Here is a 16,096-nt window from a genome sequence, read left to right on the forward strand (position 1 = left end):
CCTCCGGGGCGGCCGGATTGGACGCCGGAGGGGCGACGCGTCAAGCCCGGGCGCACGCTCCCGGAACGGAGGCCTCAGCCGCGCACGAACAAGAAGCCGTGTCCGTCCGGGCCGGCGCAGTAGGCCGCCGCGCCGTCGGCGGAGGTCCGCGGCGTTCGCCCGCTCTCGCGCAGGCGCCGCGACAGGGCCCGCGGATCCGCTGCGGTGAACAGGTAGCGGGTGGCGGCCCGGTCGGCGGGCTCGACGACGAGCCGCCGCTCTGTCGCGGGCGTGCGGTAATGCAGGAGCTCCACGTGCGGCAAGGGGTCCGGCGGCGCCAGGGCGATCACGTCGACCTGCGGATCGTCGACGCCGTCGAGGCGCGCCTGCTCCGGCCCGCGGTTCAGGCCGCGCTCCGCCACCGCCAGCCCGAGGGGGCCGGTCAGGAAGGCCAGGGTGGCGTCGAGGTCGGTGACGGTGATCGCCGAGTGATCGATCCCCAGGAACAGGCCCGGCGCGTCGCGCCAGCGGGCGGCCGCGGGACCGTCGGGGAAGAAGATCAGCTCCAGGGGATGCCCGTCGGGGTCGCGGAACTTGTAGGCGGTCACCCCCCCCGTGGAGGCCGGCAGGCGCTGCGGCCCGCCGCGGCTGATCGGCGTCGGGGCGAGCCGTGCCAGTCGCGCGGCCGCGGCTTCCATGTCGCGGACCGGGATCGCGAGGTGCTGGAAGAACGGGTCGGTCGCCGCGGGATCGGTTGGGTAGGGCGCGCCGGGCGGATCGACCGCCAGGAAGGTCACGGTCTGCCCGCCGAGGCGCATGCGCAGCTGGGTGGCGCGCCGGTCCGCGAGCCCCATCACCTCCGCCTGCGCGGCGGGAACCGGCTCCGGCGGGGCGGCCCGCGCGAAGCCGAGCCCGTCTTGGTAGAAGGCCTCCGTGACGGCGAGGTCCGCGACCGTGCGGCCGAACCCCGCGAGGGCCCGCACGCCGCCCTCGGGAGCGGTGCCGCTCACAGGAGCGGCGCTCCCCGCACGTTCACGTAGATCGCGTAGAGCGCCTGCGAGGCGCACAGGAACAGGCGGCTGTCGTTGCGTCCGCCGAAGGTGAGGTTGGCGACCGTCGCGGGCACGAAAATCTTGCCGACCAGCTCGCCGCCGGGGTCGATGCAGTGGACCCCGTCCCCGGCGCTCGACCAGACATTGCCGTGCTCGTCGCACCGGATGCCGTCGGCGTTACCGGGCGCGATCCGGCAGAACACGTCGCCGCCCGACAGGCTTCCGTCCTCGGCCACGTCGAAGACGCGCACGTGCTGGAGCGGATCGGTGTCGAACTGCAGCCCGGTCTCGACGATGTAGAGCCTGCGCTCGTCGGGCGAGAAGCAGAGCCCGTTCGGCCCCTGGAAGTCGTCGGCCACCACCCGCAGCGAGCCGTCGCGCGGATCGAAGCGGTAGACGGCGGCGGGCAGCTCGGATTCCTGCTTGCCGCCCTCGTAGTCGGTCTGGATGCCGTAGGGCGGGTCCGAGAACCAGATCGTCCCGTCCGACTTGCAGACGATGTCGTTGGGCGAGTTCAGGCGTCGCCCCCGGTAATGCTCGACCAGGCCGGTGACCCGCCCGTCGAGCTCGGTCCGATTGATGCGCCGGCCGCGGTGCGAGCAGGACAGCATCCGCCCCTGGCGGTCGCGGGCGTGACCGTTCTCGAAGTCGCTCGCCTCGCGGTAGACGCTCAGGCCGGCGGATTCCGACCAGCGCATCACCCGGTTGTTGGGGAGATCCGAGAACAGGAGCTCGTCGCGGTCGCCGAACCAGACCGGGCCCTCGGTCCAGCGGAACCCGTCCGCGAGCTTCTGCAGCGGCGCGTTCGGCAGGATGTAGGCCTTGAAGCGCGGCTGCGTGAGTTCGAAGTCGTCCATGGAACCGCCCCTACTTGAAGCGGCCGGGCTGATTGACGGTCGGCTCGACCTGGAGCCCGGTCACGATCATCGTGCAGGGCTCGTCGCCCACCGTGCCGGACAGGTGGCCCTTCCGGCCGTCGCGCGCCTTCGTGTTCTGGTCCTCGCCCATCATCAGCTCGCCCGGGCCCATCTCGACCCGGTGGCCGTCCATCGTCTCGACGAACCAGCGGCCCGACAGGACGGCGATCCATTGCGGCCGCGGATTCTCGTGCCACTCACCGACCCAGCCGACCGGCAGGACCGTGAAGGTCACGACCGACGACGCCGGGTCCATCTTGTCGTTCCACTGCGGCGCGGTCTCGGGGTTGATCCCCTCGAACTTGAACCGCTCGAGGTGGAACAGCTCCTGGCGGCTCACACCCTCCGCATCGGTGTAGACGTGCCAGTACGGCATCTTCGGAGGGGTCGGCTCGCTCATCGTCGCTCCTGCCGCGGCGGGACACACCCTCCCACAACGGCCGGGCTTGGCGATGGTTCGCGGCTCCCGACGAAGGCCAGAACGACCGGGACATCGCTCCGAGTCCCGGTCAGCAAAGCTCCTCACCGTCCTTGCGAGCGCAGCGAAGCAATCCAGCCGGCGCCACACTCGGCGATCGCGCGCCGGCCCGGCTCGCCTCGCCGCGCTCGCGATGACGGCGCGACGCTCACATCTGCTCGGGGATCCGGTCCGTCTGCGCGAGGTTCGAGAACCGGGTGATGTTCGCGTCGAACTGCAGCTCCACGGTGCCGGTGGGGCCGTGACGCTGCTTGCCGAGGATCACCTCGGCCTTGCCGTGGACGCGCTGCATCTCGGCTTCCCAGGCGAAGAACTCCTCGGTCCCTTCGCGGGGCTTCTTGTTCCCGACGTAGTACTCCTCGCGGAACACGAACATGACGACGTCGGCGTCCTGCTCGATCGAGCCCGATTCGCGCAGGTCGGCGAGCTGCGGGCGCTTGTCGTCGCGGTTCTCCACCTGACGGGAGAGCTGGGACAGGCCGATGATCGGCACCGCCAGCTCCTTGGCGAGCGCCTTCATGCCCGTGGTGATCTCGGTCATCTCCTGCACGCGGTTGTCGCTGCGCTTGCCGGAGCCCGACAGCAGCTGGAGGTAATCGACAATCAGCAGGTCGAGCCCCTTCTGGCGCTTCAGGCGCCGGGCCCGGGCGGCGAGCTGGGCGATCGAGATGCCGCCGCTCTGGTCGATGTAGAACGGGATCGTCTGCATGTCCCGGGCGGCGTCGGTGATCTTGTAGAAATCTTCCGGACGGATGTCGCCGCGGCGGATTTTGTAGGAGGGCACGCCCGACTGCTCGGCGATGATGCGGGTGGCGAGCTGCTCGGCCGACATTTCCAGCGAGAAGAAGCCCACGATGCCGCCGTTCACGGTCCGGGTCGTGCCGTCCGGCTGCTTCTCGCCGCGATAGGCCTTGGCGATGTTGAAGGCGATGTTGGTCACCAGCGAGGTCTTGCCCATGGCCGGGCGGCCCGCGAGGATGATCAGATCGGAGGGCTGCAGGCCGCCCATCTTGGCGTCGAGGTCGGACAGACCCGTGGCGATGCCCGAGAGCTTGCCGTCGCGCTGGTAGGCCTTGGCGGCCATGTCGACCGCGGCGGTCAGCGCGTCCGAGAATTTCTGGAAGCCGCCGTCGTAGCGTCCGGCCTCAGCCAGCTCGTAGAGCCGGCGCTCGGTCTCCTCGATCTGGTCCCTGGGCGCTTGCTCCACCGGCGCCTCGTAGGCGCCGTTCACCAGATCCTCGCCGATGGTGATCAGCCGGCGACGGATGGCGAGGTCGTAGATCGTGCGGCCGTACTCGCCGGCGTTGATCACCGTCGTCGCGTCGGCGGCGAGGCGCGCGAGGTACTGCATCACCGTCTGGCCGCCGAAATCGGCGTCGCCCAGATAGGTCTTCATGGTGATGGGCGTGGCGAGCTTGCCGGCCTTGATCAGGGAGGCCGCCACCGTGAAGATCTGCTGGTGGGCATCCTCCATGAAGTGCTCGGCCAGCAGGAAGTCTGACACCCGGTAATAGGCGTCGTTGTTCACCAGAATCGCGCCCAGCAGCGCCTGCTCCGCGTCGATGTTGTGCGGGGCGACGCGGTACTCGGCCTGGACCGCTTCGAGCTTGGCCGTGAGCGCATTGGGCAAGGCCATCGGCGGACGACTCCGTATCAGGCGCCGCGGCGGGCGCGCCAGGATCACACCGCACGACCTTGGCGCCGGTATGGTTACCGAAGCCTAGCCGACGGCCGGTTCTCCCGGGCCGGGGCGCGGAAAAGCGGACGCCCGCCGACTCTCGCGAGGGGCGGGCGTCCATGCTGGAACAAAACTGGAACGTGTCAAGTCTCGGGGACCATCATCCCCAGTGTTCACCGGTATACACGGCGGGGTCGGCCTCGCTGCCCGGCCACGCCGCCGCAGGCTTGACCGGCCGGTTGGCCGGCCGGTCAAGCCTGAAAACGGGGATCAGCCGCGGTCGTCGGCGCCCTCGCCGGCATCGGCCAGCGCCTGACCGACCTCGAGGCCGAGGTCGTCGAGGTTGAACGCCTCGCGCTCGGTCACCGACTCGCCGCGGGCCTGACGCTCGGCCTCCTCGGGGCTGCGGGCGACGTTGACGGTGATCTCCACCTCGACCTCGGGGTGCAGCACCACCGGGACCGTGTGAAGGCCCAGGGTCTTGATCGGCTGGTTCAGGGTGAACTGACCGCGATCGACCGTGAAGCCCTCCTTCGCGACGACCTCGGCGAGGTCGCGGGTCGAGACCGAGCCGTACAGCACGCCGGTCTCGCCGGACTGACGGATGAGGACGAAGCTCTGGCCGTTCAGCTTCTCGGCGACGACCTCGGCGTCCTTCTTGCGGTCGAGGTTGCGAGCCTCGAGCTGGGCGCGCTGGGCCTCGAAGTGCTTCTTGTTGGCTTCCGTCGCGCGCAGGGCCTTGCCGCGGGCGAGCAGGAAGTTGCGGGCGAAGCCCGGACGGACATTCACGGTCTCGCCCATCTGGCCCAGCTTGGCCACGCGCTCGAGCAGGATCACTTCCATGGTCTTTCTCCTTCAGGTGTTCGGCCACGCGGGCCGGGGTCTCACGGCGCCGGATCGCCCTTGGGGCGTCGGCGGTCGAGGGCTGTGTCGGCGAGGCCGAACAGGGTCAGGGCGACCAGGGCGATGCCCTGGGTCACGAACAGGATCAGGTACATGCCGAACAGCATGAGCCCGCGCCCCGGCCGGCCGCGGGAGCGGTCGTGGAAGGCGGCGAGCCCCTGGAGGGCGAAGGCGGCGCTGAACGCGCCGAGCAGCGCGACCCCGAACACGCCGACATAGCCGGGCGCGAAGCACATCCCGACGGCCGCCGCGACCGCCACGAGCGTGCTGCGCGGCATGGCGGTGGAGGGGATGTCGGGCCAGGGCCGCGGCAGGCGGCCGGAGATCTTCACGATCCGGGCCGACGCCCAGAGGTAGAAGGCCAGCAGCAGGGCGAGGCCGTTCGCCGCGAAGGCGGGCACGACGCGGGCGAGGGCGTCCGCCACCTCGGCCCGCGTCACGTCCGCCGGGTCGGCGTCGGCCTGCGGGGCCGGACCGGGCGTCGCCGCCCCGTCCTTGCCGCCCGCCTCGCCGCCGGTCGAGGGCGCGTCGGCGCGCGGGGCATCTGCGCGCGGGGTCTCGGGGGACGGGCGGGCGGAGGGCAGCCGCGTCTGGACCAGGGTCTGGGCGAGCCCGCGCAGCTGCGCGTCGAAGGCGGCGTGGTTCGGCGACGACAGGACCGCGATGGCGATGAAGGCGAGGGCGGCCGTAGCGGCGATCCAGCCGAGCAGGCGGCCGGTCGGGTACCATTCGAGGCCGGCGGGCGTCTCGCGCCCGAGGAGCGCGAGGTAGGCGAGCCACCAGGCGGGCAGGGCGATGTAGGCCGCGAAGGCCAGTCCCAGGAAGGGCGCGATCACCAGGACCAGCGCGAGGCTGCCGGCGGCGGCCGCGGCGAGCGCGGCCTTGTGGCTCCAGCCCAGGCCGACGATCAGGATCGGCAGCGGCGCCACGAGGTAGAGCAGGATCGCGAGCGGCGTCGCCTTCAGCAGCACCCCGAACAGGAGTGCGGAGACGAGGCCCGCGCCGATACCGATGCCGATGTGCTGTGCCATGAATTCCGCTGTCCCGCTGCCGGTACGGCAGGGTTAGAGGCGGCTACGCGCCCCAACGATCGGGCGGCGCGAGCCGCCCTCTGGGAGGGCCGGCCCGGGCAGATGCCGGGCCGGCGGGTTCTGATGGCCTACTTGATCACGTAGGGCAGCAGGCCGAGGAAGCGGGCGCGCTTGATCGCCTGGGCGAGCTCGCGCTGCTTCTTGGCCGAGACCGCGGTGATCCGCGACGGCACGATCTTGCCGCGCTCGGACACGTAGCGGGACAGGAGCTTGACGTCCTTGTAGTCGATCTTCGGCGCGTTCGCGCCGGAGAACGGGCAGGTCTTGCGACGACGGAAGAAGGGACGGCGTCCGCCGCCCGCACCAGCACCGAATGCCATGGGTTAGCCCTCCCCGCCGAAGCTGCGCTCGCCGCGGTCACCGCGATCGCCGCGGTCACCACGGTCGCCGCCGAAGCCGCCACCGCCGAAGCCCTCGTCATCGCGACGACGGCCGCGCTCGCGATCCTTGCGGTCGTCGCGGTCGCGCTTCTGCATCATGGCGGACGGCTCGGAATCGAGCTCCTCGACCCGGATGGTCATGAAGCGCAGCACGTCCTCGGAGATCTGCATCTGGCGCTCCATCTCGGCGATGGCGGCCGGCGGGGCGTCGATGTTGAGGAGGGCGAAGTGCGCCTTGCGGTTCTTCTTGATCCGGTAGGCGAGGGACTTCACGCCCCACATCTCGATCTTCTCGAGACGGCCACCGTTCTGCTCGATCACACCCTTGTAGGTGTCGATCATCGTCTCGACCTGCTGGGACGTCACGTCCTGGCGGGCCAAGAGCACATGCTCGTAGAGAGGCATTGTCGGGCCTTTCATCGTCAAAAGGAGCCCGGCCGCCGGAAGGCGGCTGATTCGGGCCGGTTCATCTCGCGCTACGCTCGGCGCCAAGCCCTTCGAGCCGATTTTCAGGCCCGAGCGGTTGATCGAAGGCGGAGACACCGGACGACGGGATCTGGGAGAGCCCTGTGCCGCGAGCGGCACCGTCCGTTCAGCCCCCGGCCGGAGCGAACGCGAGGGGCGGCGCATAGTCGGTTTTTCGCGACCTGGCAAGGTCGTGGCAAGGTCGCGTCGTGGGTCGCGGCTTGGGTGGCGGGCCCGAACTCCCCGCGGCCGCGGGGATCGGGCCGCGCGTCCCGTGCCGGGCCCTGCCGGGACGGCCCCGCCTGTTGTGCGGAACACGCCCACGGGCGCGTGCCGCGCCGCGGCGCGACCCTGTCCGGCACCGCTCAAGCTTGCCGCTCGGGCGGTTCGATGACACAAGCGCGGCGCGGCTGGGGATCCCCGGCCGCACTGGTTTTCGGTAATCCTCCAGATCCGCGATGGCAGAGGCCCCAGCTTCCGGCCCGTCCGAGGTCGGTCCCGTGCTGATCACCGGCGCGAGCGGCTTCCTCGGCTCAGCCCTGGTCGACGTGTTCCGCCGGGCCGGCTTCCCGGTGCGCATCCTCGTGCGCGCGTCGAGCCCCCGCCGCAACCTCACCTGGACCGACGTCGAGATCGCCGAGGGCGACATGCGCGATCCGGCCGCCGTGGCGGCGGCGATGCGCGGCCAGCGCTACCTGATCCACGCCGCAGCCGATTACCGGCTCTGGGCGCCGGACATGGAGGAGATCGTCCGCACCAACCGCGACGGCACGCGCCTGATGATGCGCGCGGCGCTCGAGGCCGGCGTGGAGCGTGTCGTCTACACGTCGAGCGTCGCGACGATCAAACCGCCGGCCGACGGCGTCACGCCCTCCGACGAGACCATGCCGCTGACGCCCGAGACCGCGATCGGCGCCTACAAGCGCAGCAAGGTCGTGGCCGAGCGGGTGGTCGAGGAGATGGTCGCCCGGGACGGCCTGCGGGCGGTGATCGTCAACCCGTCGACGCCGATCGGCCCCCGCGACGTCAAGCCGACGCCGACCGGCCGGATCATCCAGGAGGCGGCGCTCGGCAAGATGCCGGCCTTCGTCGATACCGGGCTCAACCTCGCCCACGTGGACGACGTGGCCCAGGGGCACCTCCTGGCGCTGCGCAAGGGCCGCATCGGCGAGCGCTACATCCTCGGCGGCGAGGACGTGTTCCTCTCGCAGATGCTCGCCGACATCGCCGGCATGGTCGGGCGCAAGCCGCCGACCGTGAATCTGCCCCGGGCCGCCGTCTACCCGGTGGCGTTCTTCGCGCAGCTCGCCGCGCGGGTCACCGGCAGGCAGCCCTTCGCGACGATCGACGGGATCCGCATGTCGCGCTACCGGATGTTCTTCTCGGACAGGAAGGCGCGCGCCGAACTCGGCTACACGGCCCGGCCGTACCGCGAGGGCCTGTCGGACGCGATCACGTGGTTCCGGGAGGCGGGCTACCTCGCATGAGCACCCTCGATTCCGCCACCGCGACGCGCTCCGGCAAGGGGCACCGCGACGAGAACTTCCCCGTCGCCTCGCACCTGATCCATCCCCGCCACCGGGGCGCGATCCTGGCGTTCTACAACTTCGTCCGCGCCGGCGACGACGTGGCCGATCACGCCGCCCTGTCGCCCGAGCGCAAGATCGAGCTGCTCGATCGCCTCGCCGACGCGCTCACCGGCGCCGGGCCGTCCGATCCCGAGGCCGAGCCGCTGAAGCGCGAGCTCGCGGCCCGCGGCCTGCCGCCCCGGCACGCCCTGGAACTCCTCGACGCGTTCCGCATGGACGCCCGCAAGAACCGCTACGCGGACTGGGACGAGCTGATCCACTACTGCCGCTACTCGGCGATGCCGGTGGGCCGCTACGTCCTCGACGTGCACGGCGAAGACCCGGCCCGGGTCTACAGGGCGTCCGACGCCATCTGCGCGGCGCTCCAGGTGATCAACCACCTCCAGGATTGCGGCAAGGACTTCGCGGCGCTCGACCGGGTCTACCTCCCGCAGGATTGCCTCGACCGTCACGGCGCCAAAGTGGCGATGCTCGGCGAGGCCGAGGCGCCGCCGCAGCTCCGGGCCGCGATCCGCGAGCTGGCGCAGCGCTGCCTCGACCTCCTCGACGAGGGCGCGGTCCTGCCGGACCTGATCGACGACCTGCGCCTGTCTCTGGAGATCGCCGCCATCCACCGGCTCGCCGTCGTGCTGAGCCGGGGCCTGCTGGAGCGCGACCCGCTCTCGGAGAAAGTCCATCACGGCAAGGCCGCCTTCGCGCTGACGGCGCTGGGCGGCGTCGCCGCCACCCTGGCGCGCCGGCCCTTCCGCGGCCGGACCGTCCGGGCCGCGGCTCAGGGGATCCGCTCGTGACCGCCACCGCCACGCCCGCCCAGGACCACGCGAGCGCCGCCCCGGCGCTGCCCGCCGCCGGCTCCTCCTTCTACACGGCGATGCGCCTGCTGCCGAAGGAGCGGCGGGAGGCGATGTACGCCGTCTACGCCTTCTGCCGCGCCGTCGACGACGTCGCCGACGACGGCGGCACCCGAGCCGTCCGGCAGGTCGAGCTCGACCGCTGGCGGGCCGATATCGACGCGCTCTACGCCGGCCGCCCGGCCCCGCGGGTGCGCGACCTCGTGGAGCCCGTGCGCCGATTCGGCCTGAAGCGCGAGGATTTCCAGGCGGTCATCGACGGCATGGCGATGGACGCCGTCGAGGACATCGTCGCCCCCGACGCCGAGACCCTCGACCTCTACTGCGACCGGGTCGCCAGCGCGGTCGGCCGGCTGTCGGTGCGGATCTTCGGCATGCCGGAGGCGGACGGCATCCGGCTGGCGTGGCACCAGGGCCGCGCGCTCCAGCTCACCAACATCCTGCGCGACATCGACGAGGATGCCGAGCGCGGCCGCCTCTACCTGCCGCGCGAGAAGCTCCGGGCGATCGGCCTCACCGACCCGACGCCGGCCGAGGCGATCGGCCACCCCCGCATCGGCGAGGTCTGCATCTCCCTCGCCCGCGAGGCCGAGGACCATTACCAGGCGACCTGGGAGATCATCCGGCGCAGCCCCCGCAAGGCGACCAAGGCCGCCCGGCTGATGGCCGCCGCCTATCACCTCTACCTCAAGGCGGTGCTCGCGCGCGGCTGGGCGATGCCCCGCGCCCGGGTGAAGCCCGGCAAGCTCGCGCTGCTGGGCGTCGTCGTCCGGCACGGCCTGATCTGATGGGCACCGTCCACGTCGTCGGCGCCGGCCTCGCCGGCCTCGCCGCTTCCGTCGCGCTCGCCGAATCCGGCGCCCGGGTGGTCCTGCACGAGGCCGCCAAGCAGGCCGGCGGCCGCTGCCGCTCGTACTACGACCCGGCCCTCGGCCTGACCATCGACAACGGCAACCACCTGCTCCTGTCCGGCAACGCCGATTCCCTCGGGTTCCTCCGGACGATCGGCGCGCCGGCCGACGCCCTGGTGGGGCCGGACGTGGCGGAGTTCGACTTCGCCGACCTGAAGACCGGCGAGCGCTGGCGGCTGCGGCCCAACGCCGGGCGGCTGCCCTGGTGGGTCATGAGCCCGGCCCGCCGCGTCCCCGGCACCCGGGCGCGGGACTACCTCGCGCCCCTCGGGATCCTGCGCGCGGCCTCCGGCAAGGCGGAGGGCGCGGGCGGCACGATCGGCGCCCACATGGCCTGCGAGGGCACGCTCTACCGGCGCCTCTGGCACCCGGTGCTGCTCGCGGCCCTCAACACCGAGCCCCGCGACAGCGACGTCGGGCTGGCGGCGCGGATCCTGCGCGAGACCCTGGGGGCGGGCGGCAAGGCCTGCCGCCCCCTCGTGGCCGTCGAAGGGCTGTCCTACGCCTTCGTGGATCCGGCGATCCGCTACCTCACGAGCCGCGGCTGCGAGATCCGCCTCGGCCGGCGCCTGCGCGGCCTCGACCTCGCGGACGGCCGCGTCGGGCAGCTCGTGTTCTCGGACGGTGCAGAGACCCTCGGTCCGGAGGACGGCGTCGTGCTGGCGCTGCCGCCGTGGGTCGCCCGGGAGGTGTTGCCCGGTCTCCTCGCACCGGTGGAATTCCGCTCTATCGTGAACGCGCATTTCGCGCTGGTGCCGAAGCCCGGCAGCCCGCTCGTCCTCGGCGTGGTCAACAGCCTCACGGAGTGGCTTTTCGCCTATCCCGACCGGTATTCGGTCACGATCAGCGGTGCCGACCGGCTCCTCGACGTGCCCCGCGAAGACCTCGCGCGGCAGATCTGGGCCGAGATCGCACAGTTGTGCAACCTTGCACCCGACCTGCCCAGCTGGCAGATCGTAAAGGAGAAGCGTGCGACCTTTGCGGCGACGCCGGCGGAAGCCGCGCGGCGCCCGAAGGCCGAAACCGCCTACGACAATCTCGTCCTGGCAGGCGATTGGACAGCCACCGGCCTGCCGTCGACGATCGAGGGAGCGATCCGCTCTGGCCAGACGGCCGCACGTTCCTTGCGTGCGGGATCTGCCGCGCGTGCTGGAACCCAGGTGCGCGGCGCAGCTTGAGGCATGGCGTCCGCCGCGAGGCGGTCGTTCGAGGCGAGGACTATGAGAGAGGCCGTTAGCAAAGTCGAGGCGCTGCAGCGCTCGAAGACTCAGGGGATCTCGCTCGAGGACGTCGAGCGCGGCGTGGCGCAGGCGACGCGCGCGCTGACCGCCCTGGCGCACGACGACGGGCACATCTGCTTCGAGCTCGAGGCGGATGCCACGATCCCGTCCGAGTACATCCTGTTCCACCATTTCCGCGGCACGCGGGTCCCCGGCGACCTCGAGGCCAAGATCGGCAGCTACCTCCGCCGCACCCAGGGGCGGCACGGCGGATGGGCCCTCGTCCACGAGGGGCCGTTCGACATGAGCTGCACGGTCAAGGCGTATTTCGCCCTCAAGATGATCGGCGACGACATCGAGGCGCCGCACATGCGCCGGGCGCGCGAGGGCATCCTGTCCCGCGGCGGCGCGGCCAACGCCAACGTGTTCACCCGCTTCATGCTGGCCCTCTACGGCGAGGTGCCGTGGCGCGCCGTGCCGGTGATGCCCGTCGAGGTGATGTTCCTGCCGAAGTGGTTCCCGTTCCACCTCGACAAGATCAGCTACTGGGCCCGGACCACCGTGGTGCCGCTGTTCGTGCTCCAGGCGACCAAGCCCCGGGCGCGCAATCCCCGCGGCATCAGCGTGCAGGAGCTGTTCGTCACCCCGCCGGAGAGCGTCCGCTCCTGGCCGGGCTCGCCCCACGCCACGTGGCCCTGGACGCCGATCTTCGGCTTCATCGACCGGGTGCTGCAGCGGGTCGAGAACCACCTGCCGCGCAAGAGCCGGCAGCGCGCCATGGAGATGGCGCGCGCCTGGGTGAGCGAGCGCCTCAACGGCGAGGACGGCCTGGGCGCCATCTTCCCCGCCATGGTCAACTCGGTGCTGATGTACGAGGTGATGGGCTACCGGCCCGATCACCCGCAGGTCCGCGTCGCCTGCGACGCCATCGAGAAGCTCGTCGTCGAGAAGGCCGACGAGGCCTACGTCCAGCCCTGCGTCTCGCCGGTCTGGGACACGGCGCTCGCGAGCCACGCGCTGCTCGAGGCCGGCGGCCCCGAGGCCGAGGCCCAGGCCCGCGCCGGTCTGGACTGGCTGAAGCCTCGGCAGGTGCTCGACATCGTCGGCGACTGGGCGGCGCGCAAGCCGAAGGTCCGGCCGGGCGGCTGGGCGTTCCAGTACGCCAACGCGCACTATCCCGACCTCGACGACACCGCCGTGGTGGTGATGGCGATGGACCGGGCCATGCACCAGCACGGCCTCGTCGCCGGCATGCCGGACTACAAGGCCTCGATCGCCCGCGCCCGGGAATGGGTCGAGGGCCTGCAATCCGAGGACGGTGGCTGGGCGGCGTTCGACGCCGACAACAACCACATGTACCTCAACCACATCCCGTTCTCGGATCACGGCGCGCTGCTCGACCCGCCGACCGCGGACGTGACCGCGCGCGTGGTCGGGATGCTGTCCCAGCTCGGCGAGACCCGGGAGACCTCCCGCGCCCTCGATCGCGGCGTGAACTACCTCCTGAATGATCAGGAGGAGGACGGCTCGTGGTACGGCCGCTGGGGCATGAACTTCATCTACGGCACGTGGTCGGTGCTCTGCGCCCTCAACGCCGCCGGGGTCGACTCCGCCGATCCGCGCATCCAGAAGGCCGTGTCCTGGCTGATCCGGATCCAGAACCCGGATGGCGGCTGGGGCGAGGACGCCTCCTCGTACAAGATCGACCCGGCCTTCGAGCCCGGCTCGTCCACCGCCTCGCAGACCGCCTGGGCGCTCCTCGCCCTGATGGCGGCCGGCGCGGTCGACGACCCGGCCGTGACCCGGGGCATCAACTTCCTGACCCGCACGCAGGGCGCGGACGGGTTCTGGAAGGAGGAGCGCTACACCGCCACGGGCTTCCCGCGGGTCTTCTACCTGCGGTACCATGGTTACCCGAAGTTCTTCCCGCTCTGGGCGATGGCGCGCTTCCGCAACCTCAAGCGTGGCAACAGCCGGCGCGTCCAGTTCGGCATGTGACGTCCGCTGACGTCCTGGAGCCGGCCCGACGGGCCGGCTCCGCTCCGCCGGATCGCGGCGCGCTCGACCGTCCCGACAGCCGATCCGCGAGCCCCGGTACGAGACACGTGGCCTCCTCAGACAGCGATCGCGCGGGACCGGACGAGCCGCCCCCCGCGCCGGATCCGGCCCGGACCCCGCCCCGGCGCTCGCGCCTGCTTGCGGACCTCGCCGGACTCGTCCACGAGCGCGCCATGATCGATCCCGCCGCACCCGTCCTGGCCGTCACCGGCCTCGCCCGCGAGCGCCGCATGGCGGTGGGGGAGGGGGTCGAGGCCGTGGGGGCCGGCGGCAATCCCCACCGTCTCCGCCAACTCCTGGAGGCCCGCGGCCAGCCCGGCTGCCGCGCTGTGATCAGCTTCGGCATCGCGGGCGGCCTCGATCCCTCGCTCCGGCCCGGCGACGTCGTGGTGGGCACCGGCGTGGTGAGCGAGGAGGGGCGGCGCGCCGCCGATCTCGACCTGTCGGCCACGCTGCTCAACCTCCTGTCCGGCGTCGGGCCGCGGGTGATCCCGGCGGATCTGGCGGGCGTCGACACCGCGGTTCTCGCGGTCGACGGCAAGACGGACCTGCGGACCACCACCGGCGCCGCGGCCGTCGACATGGAATCGCACGTGGCCGCGTCCTTCGCGGGCCGGCACGGCCTGCCCTTCGCGGCCGTGCGGGTGATCTGCGATCCGGCCGACCAGGCCCTCCCGGCTTTCGCGGCCTCGGCCCTCACGCCGGACGGCGAGCCCGACATCGCCGCGGTGTTCTTCGCCTTCGCGCGCGGCCGGGCACGCCTGGGAGACCTCATGCGCCTCGCCCGGGACTCGAACGCCGCCTTCGCGGCACTCGGACGGTGCCGGACGCGGCTCGGGCCGGGACTGGGCATACCGGTCCCGGGGCGCTGAGACGCCCAGACGCTCAGTCGCGGAAAGGGGGACACGAAAAAGCGCCGGCCTGTTCGGCCAGCGCGAGTCGGAGGTCACCACGAGACGGCGCGGGGCGGACCCCGCGCCGGGAGAAACCGGCCTCAGCCGGCCTTCTTGTTGAGCGAGACCGCCACGAACCGGGTCTGGCCCTTGCCGCTCTTCACCCGCATCAGCACGGCCTTGCGCCCGCTCGACTCGGCCGCCCGGATCTGCGTCGCCACGTCCGACGGACGGGCCACGCTCTGGCCGCCGACGTCGAGGATCACGTCGCCCGCCTCGATACCCTTGGCGGCCGCCGGGCCGTCGGGATCGACCTGGACCACCGCGACGCCCTGATCCGACAGGCCGACATCGCCGGCCGGGGCGAGCTGCAGGCCGAGCCGCGGCTGGCCGTTGCCCGAGTCGTCGTCGCGGCTCGCCATCTTGGTGCCGTCGGTCGGCATCGTGCCCAGCGTCACCGTGGCGGTGTCGGTCTTGCCGCCGCGCAGGTAGCTCAGCTCGACCTTGGCGCCCGGCTTCAGGCCGGCGATCTTGCGCGACAGCTCGCGGGCGCTGTCCACCGTGTCGCCGTTGACCTTCTCGATCACGTCGCCCGCCTTCAGGCCGGCCTTGGCCGCCGGGGTGCCGTTCTCGGCGTGGTCGACCAGGGCGCCCTTGGCCTTGTCGAGGCCCAGGCCCTCGGCGATGTCCTGCGTCACGGGCTGGATCTGGACGCCCAGGTAGCCGCGGGCGACCTTGCCGTCGGTCCGGAGCTGGTCGACCACCGCCTGAACGGTCTCGGCGGGGATCGCGAAGGCGAGGCCGACGCTGCCGCCTGACGGGGACGCGATGGCGGTGTTCATGCCGACCACCTCGCCGTTGACGTTGAAGGTCGGGCCGCCCGAATTGCCCTTGTTGATGGGCGCGTCGATCTGCAGGAAGTCGTCGTAGGGACCGGCGCCGATGTCGCGGCCGCGGGCCGAGACGATGCCGGCGGTCACGGTTCCGCCGAGGCCGAACGGGTTACCGATCGCCACCACCCAGTCGCCGACCTGCGGCGCGGCCTTGCCGAACTGGACGTACGGGAAGTTCGAGCCCTCGGTGATCTTCAGCAGGGCGACGTCCGTCTTGGAATCCTTGCCGATGACCTTGGCGTCGAGAGTGCGCCCGTCGTCCAGCGTCACCTGCACGGTCTTGGCATGGTCGACCACGTGGTTGTTGGTGACCACGTAGCCGTCGGCCGAGATGATGAAGCCGGATCCCACCGCGCCGCGCGGGCTCTGATGCTGGGGCTGCATGCCGCCGGGACCGTTCTGGCCGAATCGCTTGAAGAACTCGCGCAGCTGCGGCGGCACGTTCTGGAGGTTGCGCCCCTGGCTCGGTCCGTCGTCGTCGTCGCTGCTCGCCGAGTCGTCGAGCTTCACCTTCACCGAGACCACGCCCGGCTTCACCTTGTTGACGATGCCGGCGAACGAGCCCGGCGGGTGCTCGGGCGCCTCGATCGGCGACTTGGGCAGAGCCTGCGCGTAGGCCGGGGTCGCGGCCGGCAGATAGCCGCTGCCGATGGCACCGCCGGCGATCAGCGCTGCGGCCGCCACGGAGGCGAGGGCGCGGCGCGAGGTGCGGCCAGTGGGACGGGTCTCGGTCATGGG

General features: G+C 71.7%; 15 protein-coding genes. 6 read left to right on the forward strand and 9 right to left on the reverse strand.

What is annotated here, in order from left to right:
* Positions 1-74: 74 nt before the first annotated feature.
* The 8 genes from BMY19_RS01635 to rpsF form a co-directional block, all read right to left on the reverse strand.
* Positions 75-989 (reverse strand): VOC family protein, encoded by a 915-nt coding sequence (locus BMY19_RS01635; RefSeq protein WP_100250678.1) that lies wholly within the window; start codon positions 987-989, stop codon positions 75-77.
* Positions 986-1,888: an SMP-30/gluconolactonase/LRE family protein gene (locus tag BMY19_RS01640; RefSeq protein WP_091679136.1), complete on the reverse strand. Its 903-nt coding sequence runs from the start codon at positions 1,886-1,888 to the stop codon at positions 986-988. Before BMY19_RS01640 ends, BMY19_RS01635 begins: the two co-directional genes overlap by 4 nt.
* Before the next feature lie 10 nt (positions 1,889-1,898).
* The gene (locus tag BMY19_RS01645; protein ID WP_100250679.1) at positions 1,899-2,348 is read right to left on the reverse strand and encodes a cupin domain-containing protein; all 450 of its coding nucleotides are present in this window, start codon (positions 2,346-2,348) and stop codon (positions 1,899-1,901) included.
* A gap of 226 nt (positions 2,349-2,574) precedes the next feature.
* On the reverse strand, positions 2,575-4,062 hold the full coding sequence (locus tag BMY19_RS01650) for a replicative DNA helicase (protein WP_020090635.1): 1,488 nt from the start codon (positions 4,060-4,062) through the stop codon (positions 2,575-2,577).
* A 312-nt stretch (positions 4,063-4,374) separates the two neighbouring features.
* Positions 4,375-4,947, reverse strand: coding sequence for a 50S ribosomal protein L9 (gene rplI / locus BMY19_RS01655; protein WP_020090634.1), 573 nt, complete (start codon positions 4,945-4,947; stop codon positions 4,375-4,377).
* 41 nt (positions 4,948-4,988) lie between these two features.
* Positions 4,989-6,038, reverse strand: a complete 1,050-nt coding sequence (locus BMY19_RS01660) for a DUF2232 domain-containing protein (RefSeq protein ID WP_020090633.1) — start codon at positions 6,036-6,038, stop codon at positions 4,989-4,991.
* A 128-nt stretch (positions 6,039-6,166) separates the two neighbouring features.
* Positions 6,167-6,418: a 30S ribosomal protein S18 gene (rpsR, locus tag BMY19_RS01665; RefSeq protein WP_007561044.1), complete on the reverse strand. Its 252-nt coding sequence runs from the start codon at positions 6,416-6,418 to the stop codon at positions 6,167-6,169.
* A 3-nt stretch (positions 6,419-6,421) separates the two neighbouring features.
* The gene (gene rpsF / locus BMY19_RS01670; protein WP_020090632.1) at positions 6,422-6,883 is read right to left on the reverse strand and encodes a 30S ribosomal protein S6; all 462 of its coding nucleotides are present in this window, start codon (positions 6,881-6,883) and stop codon (positions 6,422-6,424) included.
* A 518-nt stretch (positions 6,884-7,401) separates the two neighbouring features.
* On the opposite strand from rpsF, the gene hpnA reads away from it, so the two are divergent.
* From hpnA to BMY19_RS01700, 6 genes are all read left to right on the forward strand, one after another.
* Entirely contained in the window at positions 7,402-8,430 is a 1,029-nt protein-coding gene (hpnA, locus tag BMY19_RS01675; protein ID WP_026604540.1) for a hopanoid-associated sugar epimerase, read from the forward strand.
* Entirely contained in the window at positions 8,427-9,323 is an 897-nt protein-coding gene (gene hpnC / locus BMY19_RS01680; protein WP_100250680.1) for a squalene synthase HpnC, read from the forward strand. The genes hpnA and hpnC overlap by 4 nt, the downstream gene beginning before the upstream one ends.
* A complete protein-coding gene (gene hpnD, locus BMY19_RS01685) occupies positions 9,320-10,171 on the forward strand; it encodes a presqualene diphosphate synthase HpnD (protein WP_020090629.1) in 852 nt (283 codons plus the stop codon). Before hpnC ends, hpnD begins: the two co-directional genes overlap by 4 nt.
* Positions 10,171-11,472: a hydroxysqualene dehydroxylase HpnE gene (gene hpnE / locus BMY19_RS01690; protein WP_091679133.1), complete on the forward strand. Its 1,302-nt coding sequence runs from the start codon at positions 10,171-10,173 to the stop codon at positions 11,470-11,472. The genes hpnD and hpnE overlap by 1 nt, the downstream gene beginning before the upstream one ends.
* A 42-nt stretch (positions 11,473-11,514) precedes the next feature.
* Positions 11,515-13,512 (forward strand): squalene--hopene cyclase, encoded by a 1,998-nt coding sequence (shc, locus tag BMY19_RS01695; protein WP_056531748.1) that lies wholly within the window; start codon positions 11,515-11,517, stop codon positions 13,510-13,512.
* A 233-nt stretch (positions 13,513-13,745) separates the two neighbouring features.
* Positions 13,746-14,444 (forward strand): phosphorylase, encoded by a 699-nt coding sequence (locus BMY19_RS01700; protein WP_100250844.1) that lies wholly within the window; start codon positions 13,746-13,748, stop codon positions 14,442-14,444.
* A gap of 122 nt (positions 14,445-14,566) precedes the next feature.
* Here the strand turns inward: BMY19_RS01700 and BMY19_RS01705 are convergent, their stop codons facing one another.
* Positions 14,567-16,093, reverse strand: a complete 1,527-nt coding sequence (locus tag BMY19_RS01705) for a Do family serine endopeptidase (RefSeq protein WP_100250681.1) — start codon at positions 16,091-16,093, stop codon at positions 14,567-14,569.
* Positions 16,094-16,096: the final 3 nt, after the last annotated feature.

It is taken from the genome of Methylobacterium sp. UNC300MFChir4.1 (assembly GCF_900110155.1).
Lineage (GTDB): Bacteria > Pseudomonadota > Alphaproteobacteria > Rhizobiales > Beijerinckiaceae > Methylobacterium.